The organism is Actinokineospora sp. PR83, from assembly GCF_021056305.1.
Lineage (GTDB): Bacteria > Actinomycetota > Actinomycetes > Mycobacteriales > Pseudonocardiaceae > Actinokineospora > Actinokineospora spheciospongiae.
The window spans coordinates 60,092-80,938 of the sequence record NZ_JAJCXD010000085.1; the positions used below are offsets into that span (position 1 = coordinate 60,092).

A 20,847-nucleotide genomic window follows, 5' to 3' on the forward strand; every position below is an offset into this window, starting at 1 on the left:
GGTCAGCCCGCGCCCAGGCAGATGAACGGCCTGCGGTAGGGGTCGCGGGCCACCGAGGCGGCCAGCGCGCGGGCCGGGGTGATCCCCTCGGCCAGGCCGCGGTGGTAGTCGGCCATGGCGGTCGCCGCCGCCTCGTCGCCGACCCGGCTGGTGGCCGCCACCACCGTGCGCACCCCGCCCGCCAGCAGCGCCCCCGCGTAGCCCAGCGCCTCGTCGCCGGGGCGCACGTAGTTCAGCGCCAGCTCGCAGGCGGCCAGCACCACCTGCCGGGGCGGCTGCGGCAGCCGGGCCACCTCGTAGGCGAACAGCGGGCCGTCGGCCAGCTCCAGCCGGGAGAACAGCGCGTTCGTCGGCTCGTGCTCGCCGTGCGCGGCCAGGTGCGCCAGGTCGGCGCCGTCGAGCGCGGCGAGCACCCCGGCCACGGTCGCCCGCCCGCCGTCGAGGGTGACCGCGTCCGGGTAGACCGCCAGCAGGTGCTCCTCCTCGGCCACCAGCCCGGTGAGCCCGGGGCCGCGGGCCAGCAGCGTGCTGCCCCCGGGCGGGTCGGCGCGCTCGGCGGAGAGCCACGCGGTCGCCGACGGGGCGACCACCACCGACCGGCCGCGCAGCGACGGCAGGCTCCCCCACGGCACCGCGTACAGCGGCCCGGTCGGCACGACCACCAGGTCCCGGTCGCCGACCGCGTCGAGCAGCGGCCGGATGAGCTGCGCGTCCAGCGCGCCCGCGCTGCGCGCCGCGGACGCCTTCACCACCTCGACCACCGGCGGCGGCAGCGTGTCCGGGGCCAGCGCGTCCAGGTCGGCGTGCAGCCGCGCGGCCCACTCCGCGGCGGTGGCCGAGTCGCCCAGGCGCACCATCCTGGTGCGGTTCGCGGTGACCACCACGGCCACCACCGCGCCGTCGGGCTTGGCGAACGACACCAGCGCCCGGTCCCCCAGCGCCGCGGCCACCTCGCCCAGCGCCGCCACCGGGCGCGGGCTGCCCAGCGCCCCGGCCGACCAGCCCTGCCGCGACACCTCCCGCTCCAGCGCCGCGGTCTGCTTCTCAAGCTGCGCCACCGGTTGCCCCGCCACCCGGGCCGACTGCACCGCCCGGCGCACGTTGCGCAGCTCGGCCGCCTTCGCCGCCACCTCCCGCGGCAGCGACACCGGCAGCGGCTCGTAGCGGTAGACCTGCGCGCGGGTCCGCTCCAACCAGCCGAACAGGCCGCGCGCGTCCGGGCGGGGCCTGCGCAGCACCTGCCGCACCGCCAGCTCGCCCAGTTCCTGCCCGTGCACGGCGGTGCCGCACACCAGCTCCATCCCGCCCATCTTGTCGCGCACCCGGCCCAGCTCGGTGAGCCCGGACCGGGCCTGGGCGAACGCGCGGCGCGGGCTGCCCGCGGCGATGGCCAGCTCCGCCCGGCACAGCCGCAGCAGCATCCGGTGGTCGATCGGGGTCGTGGACCGCGGCGGCGGCACCGCGTCGAGCAGCTCGCGCGCGGAATCCAGTTCCCCGCGGCGGATCTGCAACCGGGCGGCCAGCAGCAGCGCCAGCGCCCGCTCGTCCTCCAGCATCAGCTCGCGCAGGTCGTCGGCCAGCCGGACCGCGGTGTCGACCAGGGTGCGCCGCACCGTGCGCCCGCGGTCGTCGAGCGCGGACTGCGCCTGCGCGCGGACCGCGGCCAGCCGGGCGATCGCCGCCCAGCGCCGGTTGCCGCGCTTGGTGAAGCTGGTGTGCGCGGACGTGGCCCGGCGGTGGGCGAACGCGGGGTCGCCGTCGAGCAGGGCCGCCGCCGCCCTGGCCACCTCGGCCTCGGCGGCGTCCTGCCCGCCGCGCTGCTTGCGCAGCACCGGCAGCGCCTCGTCCAGGCTGCGCGCGGCCTCCTCGGCGAGCCCGGCGGCCAGCAGCGCGCGGGCCTGGTCGAGCCGGACGATCGGCAGCAGCGTCGGCGCCTGCTCGGTGCACGTCCTGGCCGACTCCTCGAACAGCCGCAGCGCGGTCGGCATGTCCCCGGACATGTAGGCCACGTAGCCCAGGTTGTGCCGGGCCTTGATCGCGATGGTCGGGTCCATCTCGTACTGCTCGGTCAGCTCGATGCACCGGTTGACCTCGGCGACCGCGGCGGCGGTGTGCGCCTGCCCGATGTAGGCCAGGCTGCGGTTGAGGTGCAGGATCGCCAGCACGCTCGGCTCGCCGACCCCGGTCGCCAGCTCCTGCTCCAGCTTGTGGGCGATCTCGTCGAGGGTGCGCAGCCCCTCCTCGGTGCGGCCGACCCGGATCAGCCGGAAACCGCGCTGCTCCCGGGAGAGCAGCTCCAGCTCCGAGCGGCTGGCCGGGTCGGCGATGGCCGCGACGAGCCCGCCCGCGGTGTCCAGCCTGCCCAGGCCGCGCTCGACCTCACCGACCTCGGTGTCGGCGTAGGCGGCGGTGACCAGCACCCGGACCCGCATCGGGATCAGGTCCTGGTCGGTGGGCTCCGGGGCGTTGTCCAGGGCGTCGAGCGCCTGCTCCGACAGCGACCGCGCCCTGGCGAACTCGTAGGCGTAGACGGCCACCCTGGCCCGCTGCCACAGCGTGCCCGCCCGGCGCAGGGTGCGCGCGTTCCCCGCGCTCACCGTGCTGCCCAGGGACGACCGGCCATGGCAGTAGACAGTACTGCCCGCGCGGCGGGAACAGTCCCGCCGCGCGGGCGGCACGGGCGGTCAGGACAGCCAGCCCAGCTTCCGGAGCTGCTCGTCGGTGGCGGCCAGCGCGTCGGCCGCCCGGACGCGGCGGTCCTGGTCGGTGGTGGCGTCCTTGGCCGCGGCCAGGTTGGCCGCGAGCATCCCGGCCACCACCGGGGTGGCGAAGGAGGTCCCGGCCCAGACGGCGAACCCGGTGGTCAGGTCGTCGGGGTCGGGGGAGGTGCGGCTCATGTTCGGCGTGCCGTCGCCCGCGGTGCCCAGCCCCGAGCCCTCCGGGCCCTGCCACAGCGGCACGGTGCTGACCACGGCGTTGCCCGGCGCCCACCGGGTGACCCAGTCGCCCTCGTTGGAGAACGCGGCGACGGTGCGGCCGGAGGCGTTGAGCGCGCCGACGGCCACCAGCAGCGGGTTGCCGGTGTTGGAGCCGTCCGGGTTGAGCGCGAGCGCCGCCGGGACGAACGGGCGGGTGGTCGCGTCGTTGCCCGCGGCGGCGACCACGACCACCCCGAGGTCGGTCAGCTTGCGCACCGCCTCGGCCAGCAGCAGCCCGGTCTGCCGGTCGGCGTGCTCCGGGTAGAAGCCCAGCGACACCGACACCACGTCGACGAGGTCCTCGGCGATCCCGTTGTCCAGGGCGTTGCGGACCCGCTCGCGCAGCCACTCCAGCGCCAGCAGCACCGACGCGTCGGTGGTGATGCCGTCGGTGTGCAGCACCCGCAGCGACAGGATCCGCGCGTCCGGGCAGTTCTGGAACACCAGGCCGGTGACGAACGTGCCGTGCCCGGAGTGCGAGTCGGTGACGCCGAGCAGCGGCTGCAGCACGTCGCGCTGGTCGTGCGGGGACGCCAGCGGCGGCATGACCGCGCCGCTGGCGTCGACCATGGTCTCCTCCAGGTCGGCCAGCAGCCCCTGGAACTCCGGGGCCACCTGCACCACCGGGTCGTCGCACGGGTCGCCGACGGTCAGCCACGGGTGCTCGCCGATGCCGGTGTCGAGCACCGCCACCACCGGCCGCCGCCCGGCGACCAGGTCGGCCGGATGGGCCACCCGGCGCGGTTCGGGCAGGAACACCCGGACCGGATTGCGGTTCCCGGTCGCCAACGCCACGCCGCCACCCCCGACTCCACTGCCGAACGGAACACCACTGCCGAAGGGGACGCCGCTGCCGAAGGGGACCCCGCTGCCGAAGGGGGCGCCCTCCATCCGCACCGACGCCGCCAGCGCCAGGTGCTCCAGGCCGATCCCCTCCAGGTCGGCGTCGGGGAACCGGCGGCGCAGCCGCACCAGCACGCACCACGGGTCCGGGCTCTCGTCGGCGTCGGAGTCCTCCAGGCAGCGCACCAGCACCGGCACGGCGAACCCGTCGTCGAAGGACTCCAGCGCGGCGGCCCACCGCGGCGTGCGCGGCAGGCGCACCACCAGTTCGGCGCCCAGCGAGGCGATGGCCTCGTTGAACCGGGCGATCAGCGCCGCGTCGCGGGCCAGGCGCAGCGGCACCAGCAGGGTGTCGGTGCGGTACGCCGTGGAGTCCGGCCGCCGGTGGCCGCGGCCGGGCAGCGCGGTGGACGGGTTGAGGAACCTCGCCCGGTGACGCATGAGGACGGTCGGCGGGGGACCGGCCACCTCGCAGACCCCGTCGGCCTCCCCGCCGCCTGGGTCTGTGGTGTGCTGATCGCCGTATGGGTCCATGCTCGCCATGAAGTGCCACCCCGGTACAGGTCGTCGGTCACGGTCGGTATGTGCACTCACACCGACCTGCTCATTGGTAGTAGAGCAAAAGTGCGGGCATCAGATACGTCGATATGAAGAGTCCCTGCGTAACGGGTGAACATGCATAAGGTCTCGTTCTGACCCGATCACCAAACGTGAGTGATCAACTCACTCACCCACTCGAACAGCCCAATGCGGGCTGACGTGCGTGAATCCCCCACGGACCGGCGGCCCACCCGGGTAATTCCGGTGACTCGGCCGGGGTCCGGGTGAATCCGGATTCCCCCCGGCCGGGTCAACCTTTTTCACCGCCGCTCACCGATAGCGAGACCGACGGTGCGACAGTTGGCGCAACCCGCCGTGATCACAACGGCCGTTCGGGTGGACCACCTGCCCAGGCGGACCGGGACGCCTGTCACCCGGCGTGAGCTTGACGCGGGTCCGCCGCACCGCCCGCGGTTGCGGGCTCCACAAGGGAATCCCGACGCGGGCGCGGCGCCCTAGGCTGAGCCCCGGAATGCGCAGGCGGGTCGGGCGAAGGGGGTTGGTCATGCTGGGCGAAGCCGGTGGGCAGGTCGACAGACCGGTGGACTGGCCGTGGGCGGGCCAGGGCTGAGGACCGGGGTTAGGGTTCCCTGGCAGTCGTCGAGCCGAGGAGGAACCCGTGCGCGCCATCCAGATCACCGAGTTCGGCGGACCCGAGGTGCTCGTCCCCGCCGACCTCCCGGACCCCACCGCGGGTGAGGGCCGGGTGCTGGTGGAGGTCTCGCGCGCGGGCATCAACTACGCGGACACGCACAACGCCGAGAACAGCTACCTCGCCCCCGCCTCCCTGCCGCTCATCCCCGGCAACGAGGTGGTCGGCCGCGCCGCCGACGGCAGGCGCCTGGTGTCCATGGTCGACGCGGGCGGTTACGCCGAGCGCGTCGCCGCCCCCGAGCACATGGCCTTCGAGGTCCCCGACGACGTCGACGACCTGACCGCCCTCGGCCTCGTCGTGCAGGGCACCACCGCCTGGCTGCTACTGCGCACCGCCGCCCACCTGGAGGCCGGGGAGTCGGTCGTCGTCCACGCCGCGGCGGGCGGGGTCGGCACCCTGGCCGTGCAGCTGGCCAAGGCGATGGGCGCGGGCCGGGTCATCGCCGCCGCGAGCACCCAGGACAAGCGCGACCTCGCCCTGAGCCTGGGCGCGGACGCCGCCATCGACCCCGGCGCCGAAGACCTCACCGCCGCCATCCGCGAGGCCAACGGCGGCAAGCGGGTGGACGTCGTCCTGGAGATGACCGGTGGCACGGTCACCGACCGCAGCATCGCCGCCCTCGCGCCCCTCGGTAGGCTGGCGTTCTTCGGCATGGCCAGCCGCGTGCCGCCCAAGCCGGTGAACCTCCCCGCCCTGCTCTCCCACTCCACGACGATCAGCGGCCTCTGGCTGCCGCACGCCTTCACCAAGCCGGGCCTGATGCAGCACGCCATGCGGGAGCTGTTCGCGGCGGCCCAGCGGGGCTCGCTGAAGGTGATCGGCGGCGGCGAGTACGCGCTGGCCGACGCCCGCCGGGCCCACGAGGACCTGCGCGCCAGGAAGACGGTGGGCAAGCTCCTGCTGGACCCCACCCGCTGACCCGTTCGGAGCGTCCGAACGGGCGGGGTTCGAGTTGTCCGGACTCACCCCGCGGGTTCGGTGCCCGCGGAGCGCGGCGGCCCGGTCCGCGGTGACTGCTCGGCCGTGGCGGCCACCCGGAAGCGGAACCGCGTGCAGGCGACGGCCGCGTCGGGCGGGTACCGGTCGGCCTCGACGACCGGCCCCACGGCGACCGCGCCGATGACGGACCGCCACAGGGCCGCGGCCGGTCGGTTGCCGTGGTCGACGGACAGCGTCCACAACCCGGGACGCCGGGTGAACAGGCGCCGGGCGGACGCCCGCGCCACACCTCGACGGCGGTGACCACGGGCGACGAAGAACTCGGCGACGTTCCACGACCCGTCTTCGTCGACGTCCCCCCGGGTCAGCGCGAAGCCCGCGAGTCGGCCGTCGACGGTGATGAAGTCGGCTTCCCGGTCCGCCTCGGTGAAGTAGGGGTCGAGGTAGCGGTAGGTGAACGTGCCGTGCCGGGTCAGGGCGAGGTCGCGGATCTCGGAGAAGTCGTACTGGTAGAACTGGACCAGGTTCGCCAGCACGGACTTGTCCGCCTCATCGACGGTGACCAGGTCGACCTCCACGGGGGTGGAGTGTCCCCGAACGCCACCGACAGCGCGAGCGCTTTGCGGGAGGGGACGGCTGTCCCCCGGCAGGTCAACGGGTGGCGGAGATCATCCCGCTGCCCAGCACCACGTCCCCGGCCGGGTCCGGGCGGTAGAGCACCACGGCCTGCCCCGGCGCCACCCCCCGCAGCTCCGCCGACGGCCGCACCACCAGCGCCCCGTCGACCAGGGCTGCCCGCGCCGCCGAGGTCCCCCCGTGCGCGCGCACCTGCGCCACGCACTCGACCTCCCCGCCCAGGGCGACCCCGGACGGCCAGACCGGTCGCTCGGCCACGATCTCGCGCACGCCCAGCTTCTCCACGGCGCCGACCCGCACGTTCCCGCTCACCGGCTCCAGCGACAGCACGTACCGGGGCCGCCCGTCGGGTGCGGGCGCCTCGATGCCCAGCCCGTGCCGCTGCCCGACGGTGAACCCGTGCACCCCCGCGTGCACGCCGAGCACCGCGCCGGTCTCGTCGTCGACCAGGTGGCCCGGCCGCGCGCCCAGCTTGGCCTGGAGGAAGCCGCGGGTGTCGCCGTCGGGGATGAAGCAGATGTCGTAGCTGTCCGGCTTCTCCGCGACGGCCAGGCCGCGCGCCTGCGCCTCGACCCGCACGTCCGACTTCACCGAGCCGCCCAGCGGGAACATCGCGTGCGCCAACTGCTCACGGGTCAGCGAGGCCAGCACGTAGGACTGGTCCTTGTCGAGGTCGGCGCTGCGGCGCAGCTCGGGGCGGCCGTCGACGACCGCCAAGCGGGCGTAGTGGCCGGTGCAGACGGCGTCGAACCCGAGGGCGATCGCCTTGTCCAGGAGGGCTTCGAACTTGATGCGCTCGTTGCACTTCAGGCACGGGTTGGGGGTGCGGCCCGCGGCGTACTCGGCGACGAAGTCCTCGACGACGTCCTCGGTGAAGCGCTCGGCGAAGTCCCAGACGTAGTAGGGGATGCCGAGGATGTCGGCCACCCGGCGGGCGTCGTGGGCGTCCTCGACCGTGCAGCAGCCGCGGGAACCGGTGCGCAGGGTGCCCGGCTTGGCCGACAGGGCCAGGTGCACGCCGGTGACGTCGTGCCCGGCCTCGACGGCGCGGGCGGCGGCCACCGCGGAGTCGACGCCGCCGCTCATCGCGGCCAGTACGCGCACGGGTCAGACCTCCGCTGTCCGGGCCGCCCCGCGGCGCAGGCCCGCCAACCCGGCGTTGCGGGCGCGCTCGACGACCGGGGCGATGGCCTCGGCGAGGGTGCGGACGTCGGCGACGGTGGTGCTGTGGCCGAGGGAGAAGCGCAGCGAACCGCGGGCGGGCGCGGGCTCCACGCCCATGGCCAGCAGCACGTGGCTGGGCTGGGCGACGCCCGCGGTGCAGGCCGAACCGGTGGAGCACTCGATGCCGCGGGCGTCGAGGAGCATCAGCAGGCTGTCGCCCTCGCAGCCGGGGAAGGTGAAGTGCGCGTTGCCGGGCAGCCGGGACGGGCCGCCGTCCACCCTGGTCTCGCCGGGGTCGCCGTTGAGCCTGGCCTCGGGGAGGGCGGCGCGCACCTCGCGGACCAGTTCGTCGCGCAGGGCGGTGAGGCGGGCGGCGCGTTCGGCGCGCTGCTCGGTGGCGACGCGGACCGCGGTGGCCATGGACACGATCGCCGGGACATCGAGGGTGCCGGAGCGCACGTCGCGCTCCTGGCCGCCGCCGTGCGCGACCGGCACGCACGGCACGTCGCGGCCCAGCAGCAGGACACCGACGCCGTACGGGCCGCCGACCTTGTGCGCGCTGACGGTGAGCGCGCTCGCCCCGGACTCGGCGAAGTGCACCGGCAGGACGCCCACGGCCTGCACCGCGTCGGTGTGGAACGGGATGCCGTGCGCGGCGCAGGTGCCCGCCAGCTCGCGGACCGGGTTGACCGTGCCCACCTCGTTGTTGGCCCACATCACGCTGACCAGGGCCACGTCGTCGGGGTTCTCGGCGATGGCGGCGCGCAGCGTGTCCTCGTGCACCCGGCCGAAGTCGTCGACCTCCAGCAGGGTCACCTCGGCACCCTCGTGCTCGGCGAGCCACAGCGCCGCGTCGAGCACCGCGTGGTGCTCCACGGCGGAGACCAGCACGCGGGTGCGCTTCGGGTCCTTCGCCCGCCGCCCCCAGTAGATGCCCTTGACGGCCAGGTTGTCGCTCTCGGTCCCCCCGGAGGTGAACAGCACCTCCGACGGGCGGGCGCCCAGCGCCCCGGCGATGGTCTCCCTGGCCTCCTCGACGGCGCGCCGGGCGCGGCGGCCGGAGGAATGCAGGGACGAGGCGTTGCCGAACGAGGTCAACGCCGCGGTCAGGGCAGCCGCCGCCTCGGGGAGGATCGGCGTCGTCGCTGCGTGGTCGAGATACGTCATCGCGCTCCCAGAGTAGACCGCCCCCGGACCGGGGCGGAACGAGACACCGCCCACCGCCCGCCTCACACCGCCGCGTCCCGCACCCGCCGGAACAGCAGCGCCCCGCCCAGGGCCATGGCGGCCATCAGCAGGTCGAGGACCACCACGGCGGCGGTGGGCTCGGCGGCCGAGGCGATGCCCGCCAGCAGCACCCCGCCCAGGGCGATCGTGGTCGCGGCGAAGACGGTGTCGATGACCTGCACCGCAGCGGAGACGAACCCCCGCTCGTGCTCGGGCGCCCGCCCCAGGGCCAGCACGCTGATCGCCGGGAACGCCATCCCCATCCCGGCACCCGCGGCGAGCCACAGCGGCACCGCCAACCACCCGGGCCCGCCGGGCACCGCCACCAGCGCCATCCCGGCCAACGCGACCCCCAGCACGACAAAACCCCGCCGGATCAGCGCCGACCGCTCCACCTCCGGGTGCCTGCCCTGCCAGTGCGAGGCCCCGGACCAGCCCAGCGCGGCGATCGTCAGCGGCAACCCGGCCAGCGCCAGCGGGTACCCGTGCACCGAAGCCAGGGTCAGCGGCAGGAACGCCTCGACCGCCAGGAACGCCCCGGCGAACAACCCGCGGGACAGCACCACCCGGGGCAGACCGCGGGCGGCGCGCAGCGTCCCCTTCGGCAGGAGGGTCCGCAGCGCCGCCACCAGCACCACCACCCCGACCACCCCCGCCACCAGCCACAGCGCCGACGGGTGCTGCGCGGCCCAGCTCACCACCGGGATGGCGACCCCGGCCGCGACCGCGGCCAGCGGCAGCCACCGCCTGCCCACCGGGGTGCCGGACCGGTCCGGGCGGGGCAGCCCGCGCAGGGCGGGGAGCAGCAGCAGCCCACCGAGCACGGCCAGCGGTGCCAACCCGAGGAACACCCAGCGCCAACCGACCTGCTCGGTGACGACCCCGGCCACGGTGGGCCCGACGATCGAGGGCACCACCCAGGCCGCGGACAGCGCACCGAACGCGGCGGGCCGGGACCGCTCCGGGTAGACGAGGGTGATCAGCACGTAGATGCAGGTGGCCTCGGCGCCCATGCCCGCCCCCTGGAGCGCGCGGGCGGCCAGCAGCACCGCCATGGTGTCCGCGGTGCCCGCCACCAGCAGCCCGACGAGGAACACCGCGGGCGCCACGTAGAGCACCCTGGCCGGGCCCACCCGGTCGGCGATCCGCCCGCAGACCACGGTGGAGACCACGCTCGCCGACAGGAACACGGTGAACGGCCACGAGTAGAGGGAGGTGCCGTCGAGGTCGGCGAGCATCCTGGGCATCGCCGTGCTGATGCCGAGCTGCTCGAAGGCGATGATGGTGATCAGGAGGAGCACCGCTGAGGTGGTGCGGCGGTTCTCCGGCAGCCACAACGACTTCCCCGGTGCGATCTCGGTGGTGCTCATCGGTCCATCGTGGCTCATCGGGCCATCGTGCAACTTCGACCCGGGTGGAGGTCTAGTCCTTTTCAAGGGTTGCTGCGGTCCGGGAGGGTGGTCCTGTTCAAACGCCGGGATTGTGGTGCCCGGGTGGGTCTACTCGGCGTGCCGTGGTTTCAAGGGCCGGGATTTTCGCCGGGGTGCCCGGGTGGGTGGATCTGCTCGGGCGGGGCCCCTACAGCGATCATGCGCCCAGTGTGACCGAGTGGGGCGAAAAGATGCCCCACAGCCCAAGCAGGCTTGCACATGATCGCCACCCCCACCCAAGCACATCCACCCACCCGGGCATTGGCGTAGCCGGGCCTGCGGTTGCGAGAGTGGTCGGCAGCTTCGCCGCTAACGGCTCGGGGTGGCTGGTCGCCAAGCAGGCGGTTGCGGGGGTGGTCGCCGGCTGCGCGCGGTGGGGTTTCGGGCGGCTGGCCGCCAGGCCAGCGGGTTGGCGGGGTGGTCGGCGGCTGGGCCTCAGTGGGGTTCTGCGAGGCTGCCTGCCCGGCCTGCGGTTGGTGGGGCGACCACCCCACCTGGACCGCAGCGAATGCCGGCCTCCCCCGGGGCGCTGCTAGGCGGACTGGCGGGTCCTGATCGGGTGCGGTCCGCGCCGGGTGCGGGTGGCGGGGGCGAGTGCCCGGCCGAGGGCGGCGTTGACCGCCGCCTCGGTGAGGGCGGCCAGTTCTCGGCGGTCGGCGGCGCGGCCGGGGGCCAGTTCGTCGAGGACGTGGACCTCCAGGACCAGGCCGCGCAGGCGGGCGACCCGGCGGACCGAGTCGACGATGGTCTCGTCGCCGATGAAGGACGGGGCGGTGGTTTCGCGGCCGTCCTCGGTGCGGAAGCGCAGGGCGATCGGGCGGACCGGGACGCCGCCGTCGATGGCTGCCTGGAACATGGCCGGGCGGAAGCGGCCGACGCCCTGGCCGCACCAGGTGGTGCCCTCGGGGCAGGCGTAGACGTGGGCGCCCGCGCGCAGGGCCTCGGCCAGGTGCGCCATGGTGCCGGGCAGCGACCGCAGCCGCTCGCGGTCCACGAACACCGTGCCCGCCGCCGCGACGATGCGGCCGAGGACCGGCCAGTCGCGGATGTCGCGCTTGGCCAGGGCGCGCATCGGGCGGATCGCGTTCACCGCCGCGATGTCCAGCCAGGACACGTGGTTGGTGGCCACCAGCGCGCCGCGCCCCCGGGCCTCGCGCAGCGACTCACCGCCGGTCACCGCCAGTCGGACCCCGAACGCCCGGAGCAGGGAGCGGAAGACCAGGCGGGCGAAGGTGTCGCGGCCGATGAACGGGAGCACCGGCACGGCCAGCAAGCAGACCAGCAGCACGCACACCGCGCCGGTGAGCCGCAGGCCCGCCCGGAGCGCGCCGACGGTCGGCTCGTCGCCGGTCAGGCAGCGGGGTCCGCACGGCGAGGTCGGCATCCACGGGTGGGCCAGGGGGCGGGCGGCGGGAGATGACACTGGGCGGGCGGCAGAAGACGACACCGGGCGGGTGGCGGGGGATGGCACCGGGAGGGGCACCGCGCGCGGCACCGGCAGGGGGAGCGGGCTGGTCATCGGCCCTCCCCCAGGAAGAAGCGGAGGTAGCGCTCGTCGATGTCGGACAGGCCCAGCAGGATGAAGAAGTCCGCCACGCGGAAGTCCGGGTCGTGGGCGGGCGGGCCGCACACCTTGGCTCCCAGCCGCAGGTAGCCGCGCAGCAGCGGCGGGAGCGCGACCCGACCGGCGGGGGCCGCAGGCTCCCAGGGGTTGAGCGGGCGCACGCGGAACTGCTCGTCGGCGTAGTGCTTCTCCCGCACGGTGTCCCACACGCCCGAGGCCAGCGCGCCCCCGTCGTCGAGGGGCACGGAGGCGCAGCCCGCCAGCCAGTTGTGGCCGGAGAGGAACATGTACCGGGCGATCCCGGCCCACACCAGGCTCACCACCGCCCCGCTGCGGTGGTCCGGGTGCACGCAGGAGCGGCCGGTCTCCACCAGCGCGCCGCGCAGGCCCGCCAGGCGGGCCAGGTCGAACTCGGTGTCGGAGTACAGGGTCGCGGCGCGGCCCGGCGGCAGCATCCGGTAGGTGCCGACGATCTCGCCGGTGGCGTCGTGGCGGACCACCAGGTGGTCGCACAGCGCGTCGAAGGCGTCGATGTCGAGGCCGGGCCTGGGCGTGTGCAGGGTCGCGCCCATCTCCTCGGCGAAGACCCGGTGCCGCAGTCTCTGCGCGGCCTCGACCTCGGCGCCGTCCTGGGCGACGAGCAGTGAGTAGTGGGGGGTGTCGGTTCCCGGCTTCGCCGTGCTGAGCAGCACCTGGGTCCGCGTCATGGCACAAGGGTCACGCCGGGCAGGCGACCTGCGCGGGGTGATTACCGTGACGGATCAGTGGAGGTTGCGTTAACGGTCAACCTCACGGCGATCTGACACCGCGGAACCGCCAGGGGCGGGCACCGTCACCGGTGCCCGCCCCTGGCGGTGGTACTGCGGGAACCCGATCCCCTCGAACTCAGCCCTTGCGCTTGCCGACCTCGTCGGTGAGCTGCGGGGCCACGGCGAACAGGTCGCCGACGATGCCGTAGTCGGCGATCTCGAAGATCGGCGCCTCGGCGTCCTTGTTGACCGCGACGATGGTCTTCGAGGTCTGCATCCCGGCCCGGTGCTGGATCGCACCGGAGATGCCCAGGGCCACGTAGAGCTGCGGGGAGACCGTCTTGCCGGTCTGGCCCACCTGGAACTGCGCCGGGTAGTAGCCGGAGTCGACCGCCGCGCGGGAGGCGCCGACGGCCGCGCCGAACGCGTCCGCGAGCTTCTCCACGACGTCGAACTTCTCCGCCGAGCCGACGCCGCGGCCGCCGGAGACCACGATGGAGGCCTCGGTCAGCTCGGGGCGGTCGCCGCCGACGATGGGCTCGGCACCGGTGATCTTCGTGGCCTTGGCCGCGTCGGTCGCGGGGACCTCCACGACCTCCTCGGCCGCCGCGCCCGCGGACTCCGAGGACTCGACGCCGCCGGGGCGGACCGAGACGATCGGGGTGCCCACGGTGGTCTTCGACTTGACGGTGAACGCGCCACCGAAGATCGACTGCACGGCGGTCACGTCGGAGCCGGAGCCCTCGACGCCGATGGCGTCGACCAGCAGGCCGGAGCCGGTGCGGGCGGCCAGGCGGCCCGCGACCTCCTTGCCGTCGGCGGACGCGGCCACGAGCACCGCGGCCGGGGACTTCGACGCGACCAGCGCGGCGAGCACGTCCACCTTGGGCGTCACCAGGTAACCGGTGGCGTCGTCGGACTCGGCGACGTACACCTTCTCCGCGCCGTAGGCGGCCAGGGACTCCTTGAGCTTCGCCGCGGTGCCGGACGTGCCGACGACGACCGCCGACGGCTCGCCCAACGAGCGGGCCGCGGTCAGCAGCTCGAAGGTGACCTTCTTGATCTCGCCGTCGACGTGGTCGACGAGGACCAGAACTTCGGACATTGCCATTCCTCCTTCGCTGCTGATCTCAGATGAGCTTCTGGCCGACGAGGTACTCGGCGATCTTCGCGCCGCCGTCTCCCTCGTCCTCGACCTTCTGCCCGGCCGCGCGCGGCGGCTTCGGGGCGGCCTCGACGACGGTGGACGTGGCGCTGGCGAGGCCGACCTCGCCCGCGTCGATGCCCAGGTCGGCGACGGTGAGCGTCTCGACCGGCTTCTTCTTCGCGGCCATGATGCCCTTGAACGACGGGTAGCGCGGCTCGTTGATCTTCTCGCCGACGCTGACCACCGCGGGCAGGGACGCCTCGAGGTGGGTCAGGCCCTCGTCGGTCTCGCGGGTCACCTTGATGGTGGTGCCCTCGATGACGACCTTGCGGGCGTGGGTGAGCTGCGGGTAGCCCAGCAGCTCGGCGAGGATCGCCGGGACGGCGCCGGAGCGGCCGTCGGTGGCCTCGTTGCCCGCGATGACCAGGTCGACGCCGTCGACCTTGCCGACGGCGGCGGCGATGACCTTGGAGGTCTGGATCACGCACGAGCCGTGCAGGGCGGGGTCGGAGACGTGGACGGCCTTGTCCGCACCCATCGACAGCGCCTTGCGGATCGCCTCGGTGGCGCGGTCCGGGCCGACGCTGAGCACGGTGACCTCGCCGCCCTGCGCCTCCTTGATCAGCAGCGCCTCCTCGACGGCGCGCTCGTTGATCTCGTCGAGGACGGCGTCGGCGGAATCACGGTCCAGCGTGTGGTCGGAGTCGGAGAGCCTGCGCTCCGAGTAGGTGTCGGGCACCTGCTTGACCAGGACAACGATGTTTGGCATGGGTCTTCTTCGACCTCCTGGGAACGAGCACCGTGTGCCGCCGTGGAATACCGGCGACCAGCGCACCGTGGTTTGGACATGTGCGGTTCGGCTGACCTTGCCATGCCCTGCGGCCTGCTGGCACGGTGGCCTTTTGCACCGCAATGTTACCCGTCAGTAGCGAACGTGCAACCATGACCTTCCGCCGACCGCGTGACGGTGCTCACCGCCAACCGCTTAAAGCAGCCCCGACGGGGGTTGGGGAAAGGCTAGGGTCGAGGGCCATGAGGGTCGCCGTCATCACAGACTCCACTGCGAGCCTGCCGCGGGAACTCGCCCGGCAGTGGGGGATCCGGGTCGTGCCGCTGCGCATCCGGATCGGCGACCACCTCGACGACGAGAGCCGGGTGCCCGCCGCCGCCGTGGTCGCCGCCATGCGCGCCGACCGGCCGGTGTCCACCGAGCCGCCGGAGCCCGCGGCGCTCTACTGGGCCTACCGCGCCGCGGCCGAGGACGGGGCCGACGCGGTCGTGTCCGTCCACATCTCCTCCCGGCAGTCCAAGACCGCCGAGCACGCCCGCGAGGCCGCCGCGCAGGTCGGCCTGCCGGTCAGCGTGGTCGACTCGCGCACCATGGGCATGAGCCTGGGCTACGCGGTCACCGGGGCGGCCAGGGTCGCGGGTGCGGGCGGCAGTCCCAGCCGGATCGTCGACGCGCTGCAGCGGCGCCTGGACGGCGGCTCCACCTTCATCTACGTGGAAACCCTGGACTACCTGCGCCGCGGCGGCCGGATCGGCGCCGCCGCGCACCTGGTCGGCACGGCGCTGTCGGTCAAGCCGCTGCTGACCATGCGGAACGGTCAGATCGCCCCGCTGGACCGGGTCATCGGCGGCGGCAGGGCCAAGCGCAAGCTCGCCGACATCGCCACCGCCACCGCGGGCGACCACACGGTCGACGTGGCCGTGGAGCACGTCGGCGCCCCCGAGCAGGCCGCCGAGCTGATGGCCGAGCTGACCGAGCGCATCCCGGGGATGCGCGAGCGGGTCGTCACCGACGCCAGCTCCGCCATCGCCGTGCACGCGGGCCCCGGCATGCTCTCGGTCGTCGTCTCGCGGACCTGAACCACGCACAGAGGACAGTGGCCGCACCCCGGGGGAGGCGGCCACTGTCCTCTGTGCGGGACGAGTGCTCGGGCGGCGGTCAGGCGGTGGCGGGCAACCACCGCGCACGGCCGGGTGTGGTCGGCACCCAGCAGCCGCGCAGCGGCGAGACCGACGCTTCCTTGCGGGCGGGCATACCCGGTGTGCGCTCGTCGGCGAGGTCCACAAGCTGGCGCAGGACGGTGGTCGCCCACCCGGTGCGCTGCCAGAGGACCTGGGAGGGGTTGAGCACGTCGAGGGTGTCCGCCGGGAGGCGGGAGGCGATGGCGTCGTCCTCGGCGTGCAGTCGGACCACGTCGATCACGTCGTGGTGGGCGCGCACCCCGACGACGGCGGTCAGGTCCCCGTTGGCGTCGCGCGGGTGCAGGAACTCGAAGCCGCGGAGGACGAGCACCCGCAGCAGGTCTTCGGCCTTGGGCGCGTGCACCGTCCCCGCGCGCACGGCGCGGGTGAGCGAGGTCAGCGCACTGCCCGGGAGCACCAGCGCGGGTCCGCTGGGCGACTTGCTGTCCCTGATCGCGGTGTGGTCCCCCGCGACCGGGGTCACCTCGACGCAGTTGCCGTAGGCCCCGCTGCGCGATCCCTTGCGCCACCGAGCCCCGGACAGCAGTTCCGCAGGCATCCCGTTGCGAATGTCGGTCATCTGTCGACCCCCGGCCCTTGTCGTGTCTGCACGTGCATTTGCCGTTGCTGACCGTAACACGACCGGGGACCTTGCACATGCACGTGCATCCGAAAGTGTCATCCGCTCGGGGAACTCGAACGTGCGAACGGAGGTGCGCAGAGTCGGACCAGAGGTTGTCCGAGCGGCACAAAAAGGTGAAACGAAATCCGATCCGGGTCAGATCTCCTGGCGGCGCTTGACCAGGAACTGCCGGGTGTGGCTCGGCGTCTCCGCGTCCACGGTCAACCGGTCGGCCACGCGGCTGTAGCGCTCGATCTCCTCGGGCCGGTCCAGGTACGCCGCGCCGCCGAGGTGCTCCAGGTAGACCAGGTCGGGCAGTTCCGGCTCGGTGAAGCGCAGGATCGAGAACGACCCCTCGGCCGCGTACCCGCTCAGCGCGTACGGCACCACCTGCAACGTCACGTTCGGCAGCCGGGTCACTTCCAGCAGGTAATCGATCTGCTCGCGCAGCACCCGCGCCCCACCGATCGGCCGGTGCAGCACCGACTCGTCCACGACCGCCCACAGCTTCGGCGCGCTCAGGCTGCGCAGGATGTTCTGCCGCGACATCCGCAGCGCGACCAGCCGCTCGGTCTCCGCGGTGGCGAGGTCGGGGCGGCCCTGGCTGACCAGCGCCCTGGCGTACTCCTCGGTCTGGAGCAGACCGGGCACGAACTGCAGCTCGTACATCTGGAGCCGGGACGCGGCCTCCTGCAGGCCCACCAGGTCCTGGAACCACGTGGGCATCAGGTCGCTGTAGCGGTGCCACCACCCGGGCTCACCCGCCTGGCGGACCAGGTCGAGGAACTGGTCGCGCTCGGTGGGGTCGTGCACCCCGTAGAGGGCCAGCAGGTCGACGATGTCCCGCTCCTTGAAACCGACCCGGCCCAGCTCCATGCGGCTGATCTTCGACTCGGACCCGCGGATGTGGTACCCGGCCTCGGCGCGGGTGATCTCGGCGCGCTCGCGGAGCCTGCGCAGCTGGGAACCGAGCACGATGCGACGCGCGGTGGGCCCGCCGCTCTGCACCTCCGCCACGGTCGCTCCCCTTCCCGGATCAATCATCACCCGACGTGGTTTCCGCCGGTTCCGTCCCCCTACAGTGAGGGTACCTCCTGATCACGAAACATCCATGATCCACGACACCCGGTGAGGAACGCATGTCTACCGCAGGTCCCCACTCCGACGAGCCCGGGGTGCCCGTCTACATCGACACCTCCAAGGCCAGCATCGCCAGGGTGTACGACGCATTCCTGCACGGCAAGGACAACTACGAGATCGACCGCGAGGTCCTGCGCCGGGTGCAGAAGGTCGCCCCCGAGGCCGCGCAGCTCGCGTTCGACAACCGCGAGTTCCTGATCCGCGTCACCCGGTTCGTGGCGCTGCAGACCGGCATCACCCAGTACCTCGACCTCGGCTCCGGCCTGCCCACCGCGGAGAACACCCACCAGGTGGCGCAGCGGATCAACCCCGAGTCGACCGTCGTCTACGTCGACAACGACCCAGTGGTGCTCGCGCACGGGCGCGCGCTGCTGGAGGAGAACGACCAGACCCACTTCACCGCCGAGGACATCTTCGAGCCGGAGCGGGTGCTGGCCGACGAGGTCGTGCGCAAGCACATCGACTTCGAGCAGCCGCTGGCGCTGTTCCAGATGGGCACCATCCACCACTACGGGGGCGAGCGCGACCCGGCCGACATCATGCGGGTCTACATCGACGCGCTGCCCTCGGGCTCGATCGTCGGCATCAGCCACTTCTTCGACCCGGAGACCACCGAGCACAGCGCGCTGGCCCGGCGCATGGAGGACGTGTTCCTGCACAGCCCCATGGGCACCGGTCTGTTCCGCACCCGCGCGGCGATCGAGAGCATGTTCCCCGGTCTGGAGTTGATCGCGCCGGGCTTCTCGCTGTGCGCGGAGTGGTGGCCGGACGGCCCGCAGCTCAAGCCGCTCAACCAGGTGCAGTTCTGCATCGCGGGGGCGGTCGGCCGCAAGCCCTGACCCTTACTGACCAGTAGCCCATCGGCTACCGTCTTCCCGCGTGTCCACCGAAACCGCAGGCGCCGCCGACCAGCTGCCGCTCACCGGGGAGCGCACCGTCCCCGGCATCGCGGAAGAGAATTATTGGTTCCGCAGGCACGAGGCCGCGTACCTGCACCTGGCCCACCACTGCGCGGGCGCGGTGGTGCTGGAGGCCGGGTGCGGCGAGGGCTACGGCGCCGACCTGCTGGCGGGCACCGCCCGGCAGGTCATCGGGCTCGACTACGACGCGTACACCGCCGCCCACGTGGCGAAGGCGTACCCGGCGGTGCGGACCGTGCGCGGCAACCTCGCCGCGCTGCCGGTCCGCACCGGCGCGGTCGACGTGGTGGCGAACCTGCAGGTGATCGAACACCTGTGGGACCAGGAGGGCTTCCTGCTGGAGTGCCACCGCGTGCTGCGCCCCGGTGGGCTGCTGCTGGTCACCACGCCGAACCGGATCACCTTCTCCCCCGGCCGCGACACCCCGCTCAACCCGTTCCACACCCGCGAGCTGGCGGGCGGCGAACTGGCCGGGCTGCTGCGCGACGCGGGCTTCACCGTGGAGTTCCTGGGCGGGCTGGCCCACGGCCCCCGGCTGCGCGGGCTGGACGCCGCCCTGGGCGGGTCGATCATCGACGCGCAACTGGAGGTCGCCGTCTCCGGGGAGCCGTGGTCGGCGGAACTGCTCGACGCGGTCACCTCGGTGGCGTCGGCGGACTTCGAGATCACGTCCGCGGACGACGCGGACGTGGACGCCTCGCTCGACCTCGTCGCGGTCGCACGCGCATGAGCGAGCCGATCGGGGGCTTCGCGCTCGTCCTGCACAGCCACCTGCCCTGGCTGCCGCACCACGGCACCTGGCCGGTCGGCGAGGAGTGGCTCTACCAGGCGTGGGCGCACTCGTACCTGCCGCTGGTGGGCGTGCTGGAGCGGTTCGCCGCCGAGGGCCGCCGCGACGTGCTCACCCTGGGCGTGACCCCGGTGCTCGCCGCCCAGCTCGACGACCCGCACTCGCTGCGCGCCGTGCACGACTGGCTGGGCAACTGGAACCTGCGCGCCCAGTACGCCGCCACCCGCTGGCAGCGCGACGACCCGCTGCTGCGCGAGGTGGCCGCGGCGGAGTTCCGGGCGTCCGCGGCGGCCCTGGGCGAGTTCGAGGGGCGCTGGCGGCACGGGTTCTCGCCGGTGCTGCGCCCGCTGGTGGACAGCGGTGTCATCGAGCTGATCGGCGGCCCGGCCACGCACCCGTTCCAGCCGCTGCTCGACCCGGCGCTGCGGGCGTTCGCCCTGCGCGCGGGCCTGGACGACACCACCGCCCGGATCGGCCACCGCCCCGAGGGCATCTGGGCGCCGGAGTGCGGGTACGCCCCGGGCATGGAGACCGGCTACGCGGCGGCGGGGGTGCGCCGGTTCCTGGTCGACGGCCCCGCGCTGCACGGCGACACCGCCCTGGCCCGCACGGTCGGCGACTCCGACGTGGTGTGCTTCGGCCGCGACCTGGAGGTCACCTACCGCGTCTGGTCCCCGAAGGCGGGCTACCCGGGCGACCCCGCCTACCGCGACTTCCACACCTACGACCACCCGTCGGGCCTCAAGCCCGCGCGGGTGACCGGGCGCCACGTGGCACCGCAGGACAAGCGGCCCTACGAGCCCGCCCTCGCGCGGGCGACCGTCGAGCGGCACGCGGTCGACTTCGTGGACACGGTGGTGCGCAGGCTGCACGAATTGAACGACAGGCACGGCAGGCCGGGGCTCGTGGTGTCCGCGTACGACACCGAGCTGTTCGGGCACTGGTGGCACGAAGGACCCGCGTGGCTGGAACGGGTGCTGCGGCTGCTGCCCGAGCGCGGGGTCGAGGTGACCTCGCTGCGCGGCGCGCTGGACGCCGGGTACCTCGGCGGCCGGGTGGACCTGCCCGCGTCGTCGTGGGGGTCGGGCAAGGACTGGCGGGTGTGGGACGGCGAGCAGGTGGCCGACCTGGTGCACGCGGGCGCCGAACTGCAACGCGACCTGCTCGACCTGGTCGCGCACCTGGCCCCGTCGGTGGGCCGCGACCCCGTGTTCGACCAGGTCGTCCGCGAAGCCCTGCTGGCCCTGTCGAGCGACTGGGCGTTCATGGTCACCAAGGACTCGGCCGCCGACTACGCCCGCCGCCGGGCCAAGGTGCACGGTGAGCGCTACGCCGAACTGGCCTCGCTGCTGCGGTCGGGCGCGCGCGAGCGGGCCGCCGACCGGGCGGCCCGGCTGCGCGCCGAGGACGGCCTGTTCGGCGACCTCGACGCCAGAACCCTCCTTACTGACAAGTAGGGTTCCCAGACCCGA

Annotated in this window: 17 protein-coding genes; 5 read left to right on the plus strand and 12 right to left on the minus strand. The window is 73.7% G+C overall.

Annotated features, from left to right (window positions below):
* Positions 1–2 precede the first annotated feature (2 nt).
* A complete protein-coding gene (locus L6E12_RS35170; RefSeq protein WP_308075329.1) occupies positions 3–2,597 on the minus strand; it encodes a CHAT domain-containing protein in 2,595 nt (864 codons plus the stop codon).
* A gap of 87 nt (positions 2,598–2,684) precedes the next feature.
* Positions 2,685–4,355, minus strand: a complete 1,671-nt coding sequence (locus tag L6E12_RS27380; protein ID WP_236230800.1) for a S8 family serine peptidase — start codon at positions 4,353–4,355, stop codon at positions 2,685–2,687.
* Between the two features lie 685 nt (positions 4,356–5,040).
* Here L6E12_RS27380 and L6E12_RS27385 point away from each other — a divergent pair.
* A complete protein-coding gene (locus L6E12_RS27385) occupies positions 5,041–5,994 on the plus strand; it encodes a zinc-binding dehydrogenase (RefSeq protein ID WP_236230801.1) in 954 nt (317 codons plus the stop codon).
* A 44-nt stretch (positions 5,995–6,038) separates the two neighbouring features.
* Here the strand turns inward: L6E12_RS27385 and L6E12_RS27390 are convergent, their stop codons facing one another.
* From L6E12_RS27390 to L6E12_RS27425, 8 genes are all read right to left on the minus strand, one after another.
* Positions 6,039–6,593, minus strand: coding sequence for a GNAT family N-acetyltransferase (locus tag L6E12_RS27390; RefSeq protein WP_236230802.1), 555 nt, complete (start codon positions 6,591–6,593; stop codon positions 6,039–6,041).
* Positions 6,594–6,666: 73 nt separating this feature from the next.
* The gene (gene mnmA / locus L6E12_RS27395; protein ID WP_236230803.1) at positions 6,667–7,755 is read right to left on the minus strand and encodes a tRNA 2-thiouridine(34) synthase MnmA; all 1,089 of its coding nucleotides are present in this window, start codon (positions 7,753–7,755) and stop codon (positions 6,667–6,669) included.
* A gap of 3 nt (positions 7,756–7,758) precedes the next feature.
* The gene (locus L6E12_RS27400; RefSeq protein ID WP_236230804.1) at positions 7,759–8,982 is read right to left on the minus strand and encodes a cysteine desulfurase family protein; all 1,224 of its coding nucleotides are present in this window, start codon (positions 8,980–8,982) and stop codon (positions 7,759–7,761) included.
* Between the two features lie 62 nt (positions 8,983–9,044).
* Positions 9,045–10,412, minus strand: a complete 1,368-nt coding sequence (locus L6E12_RS27405; protein ID WP_236230805.1) for an MFS transporter — start codon at positions 10,410–10,412, stop codon at positions 9,045–9,047.
* Positions 10,413–11,004: 592 nt separating this feature from the next.
* Positions 11,005–11,991: a lysophospholipid acyltransferase family protein gene (locus tag L6E12_RS27410; protein WP_374201954.1), complete on the minus strand. Its 987-nt coding sequence runs from the start codon at positions 11,989–11,991 to the stop codon at positions 11,005–11,007.
* Entirely contained in the window at positions 11,988–12,743 is a 756-nt protein-coding gene (locus tag L6E12_RS27415) for a GNAT family N-acetyltransferase (protein ID WP_236230806.1), read from the minus strand. Before L6E12_RS27415 ends, L6E12_RS27410 begins: the two co-directional genes overlap by 4 nt.
* A gap of 178 nt (positions 12,744–12,921) precedes the next feature.
* Entirely contained in the window at positions 12,922–13,890 is a 969-nt protein-coding gene (locus tag L6E12_RS27420; RefSeq protein WP_236230807.1) for an electron transfer flavoprotein subunit alpha/FixB family protein, read from the minus strand.
* A 25-nt stretch (positions 13,891–13,915) separates the two neighbouring features.
* Complete coding sequence (locus L6E12_RS27425) at positions 13,916–14,701, minus strand: electron transfer flavoprotein subunit beta/FixA family protein (RefSeq protein WP_035282564.1); 786 nt, start codon at positions 14,699–14,701, stop codon at positions 13,916–13,918.
* A 263-nt stretch (positions 14,702–14,964) separates the two neighbouring features.
* On the opposite strand from L6E12_RS27425, the gene L6E12_RS27430 reads away from it, so the two are divergent.
* Positions 14,965–15,801, plus strand: a complete 837-nt coding sequence (locus tag L6E12_RS27430) for a DegV family protein (protein WP_236230808.1) — start codon at positions 14,965–14,967, stop codon at positions 15,799–15,801.
* A 79-nt stretch (positions 15,802–15,880) separates the two neighbouring features.
* Here the strand turns inward: L6E12_RS27430 and L6E12_RS35550 are convergent, their stop codons facing one another.
* Together L6E12_RS35550 and L6E12_RS27445 are read right to left on the minus strand one after the other, a co-directional pair.
* Positions 15,881–16,483, minus strand: coding sequence for a DUF397 domain-containing protein (locus L6E12_RS35550; protein WP_308075330.1), 603 nt, complete (start codon positions 16,481–16,483; stop codon positions 15,881–15,883).
* Positions 16,484–16,681: 198 nt separating this feature from the next.
* Positions 16,682–17,569 (minus strand): helix-turn-helix domain-containing protein, encoded by an 888-nt coding sequence (locus tag L6E12_RS27445; protein ID WP_374201955.1) that lies wholly within the window; start codon positions 17,567–17,569, stop codon positions 16,682–16,684.
* A 95-nt stretch (positions 17,570–17,664) separates the two neighbouring features.
* Here L6E12_RS27445 and L6E12_RS27450 point away from each other — a divergent pair, with 95 nt between their 5' ends.
* Genes L6E12_RS27450 through L6E12_RS27460 form a run of 3 tightly spaced genes read left to right on the plus strand, consistent with a single transcriptional unit; the run spans position 17,665 to position 20,832 of the window.
* Positions 17,665–18,504 (plus strand): SAM-dependent methyltransferase, encoded by an 840-nt coding sequence (locus L6E12_RS27450; protein ID WP_236230810.1) that lies wholly within the window; start codon positions 17,665–17,667, stop codon positions 18,502–18,504.
* 40 nt (positions 18,505–18,544) lie between these two features.
* Positions 18,545–19,315, plus strand: coding sequence for a bifunctional 2-polyprenyl-6-hydroxyphenol methylase/3-demethylubiquinol 3-O-methyltransferase UbiG (locus tag L6E12_RS27455; protein ID WP_236230811.1), 771 nt, complete (start codon positions 18,545–18,547; stop codon positions 19,313–19,315).
* Positions 19,312–20,832: a glycoside hydrolase family 57 protein gene (locus L6E12_RS27460; RefSeq protein ID WP_236230812.1), complete on the plus strand. Its 1,521-nt coding sequence runs from the start codon at positions 19,312–19,314 to the stop codon at positions 20,830–20,832. The genes L6E12_RS27455 and L6E12_RS27460 overlap by 4 nt, the downstream gene beginning before the upstream one ends.
* Positions 20,833–20,847 lie beyond the last annotated feature (15 nt).

Coding starts and splice junctions, on each gene's coding strand:
- L6E12_RS27420 (WP_236230807.1), bottom strand. CDS start 13,890: ATGTCCGAAGTTCTGGTCCTCGTCGACCACGTCGACGGCGAGATCAAG.
- L6E12_RS27415 (WP_236230806.1), bottom strand. CDS start 12,743: ATGACGCGGACCCAGGTGCTGCTCAGCACGGCGAAGCCGGGAACCGAC.
- L6E12_RS27380 (WP_236230800.1), bottom strand. CDS start 4,355: ATGGACCCATACGGCGATCAGCACACCACAGACCCAGGCGGCGGGGAG.
- L6E12_RS27445 (WP_374201955.1), bottom strand. CDS start 17,569: ATGATTGATCCGGGAAGGGGAGCGACCGTGGCGGAGGTGCAGAGCGGC.
- L6E12_RS27430 (WP_236230808.1), top strand. CDS start 14,965: ATGAGGGTCGCCGTCATCACAGACTCCACTGCGAGCCTGCCGCGGGAA.
- L6E12_RS27400 (WP_236230804.1), bottom strand. CDS start 8,982: ATGACGTATCTCGACCACGCAGCGACGACGCCGATCCTCCCCGAGGCG.
- L6E12_RS27410 (WP_374201954.1), bottom strand. CDS start 11,991: ATGACCAGCCCGCTCCCCCTGCCGGTGCCGCGCGCGGTGCCCCTCCCG.
- L6E12_RS35550 (WP_308075330.1), bottom strand. CDS start 16,483: ATGACCGACATTCGCAACGGGATGCCTGCGGAACTGCTGTCCGGGGCT.
- L6E12_RS27460 (WP_236230812.1), top strand. CDS start 19,312: ATGAGCGAGCCGATCGGGGGCTTCGCGCTCGTCCTGCACAGCCACCTG.
- L6E12_RS27405 (WP_236230805.1), bottom strand. CDS start 10,412: ATGAGCACCACCGAGATCGCACCGGGGAAGTCGTTGTGGCTGCCGGAG.
- L6E12_RS27425 (WP_035282564.1), bottom strand. CDS start 14,701: ATGCCAAACATCGTTGTCCTGGTCAAGCAGGTGCCCGACACCTACTCG.
- L6E12_RS27450 (WP_236230810.1), top strand. CDS start 17,665: ATGTCTACCGCAGGTCCCCACTCCGACGAGCCCGGGGTGCCCGTCTAC.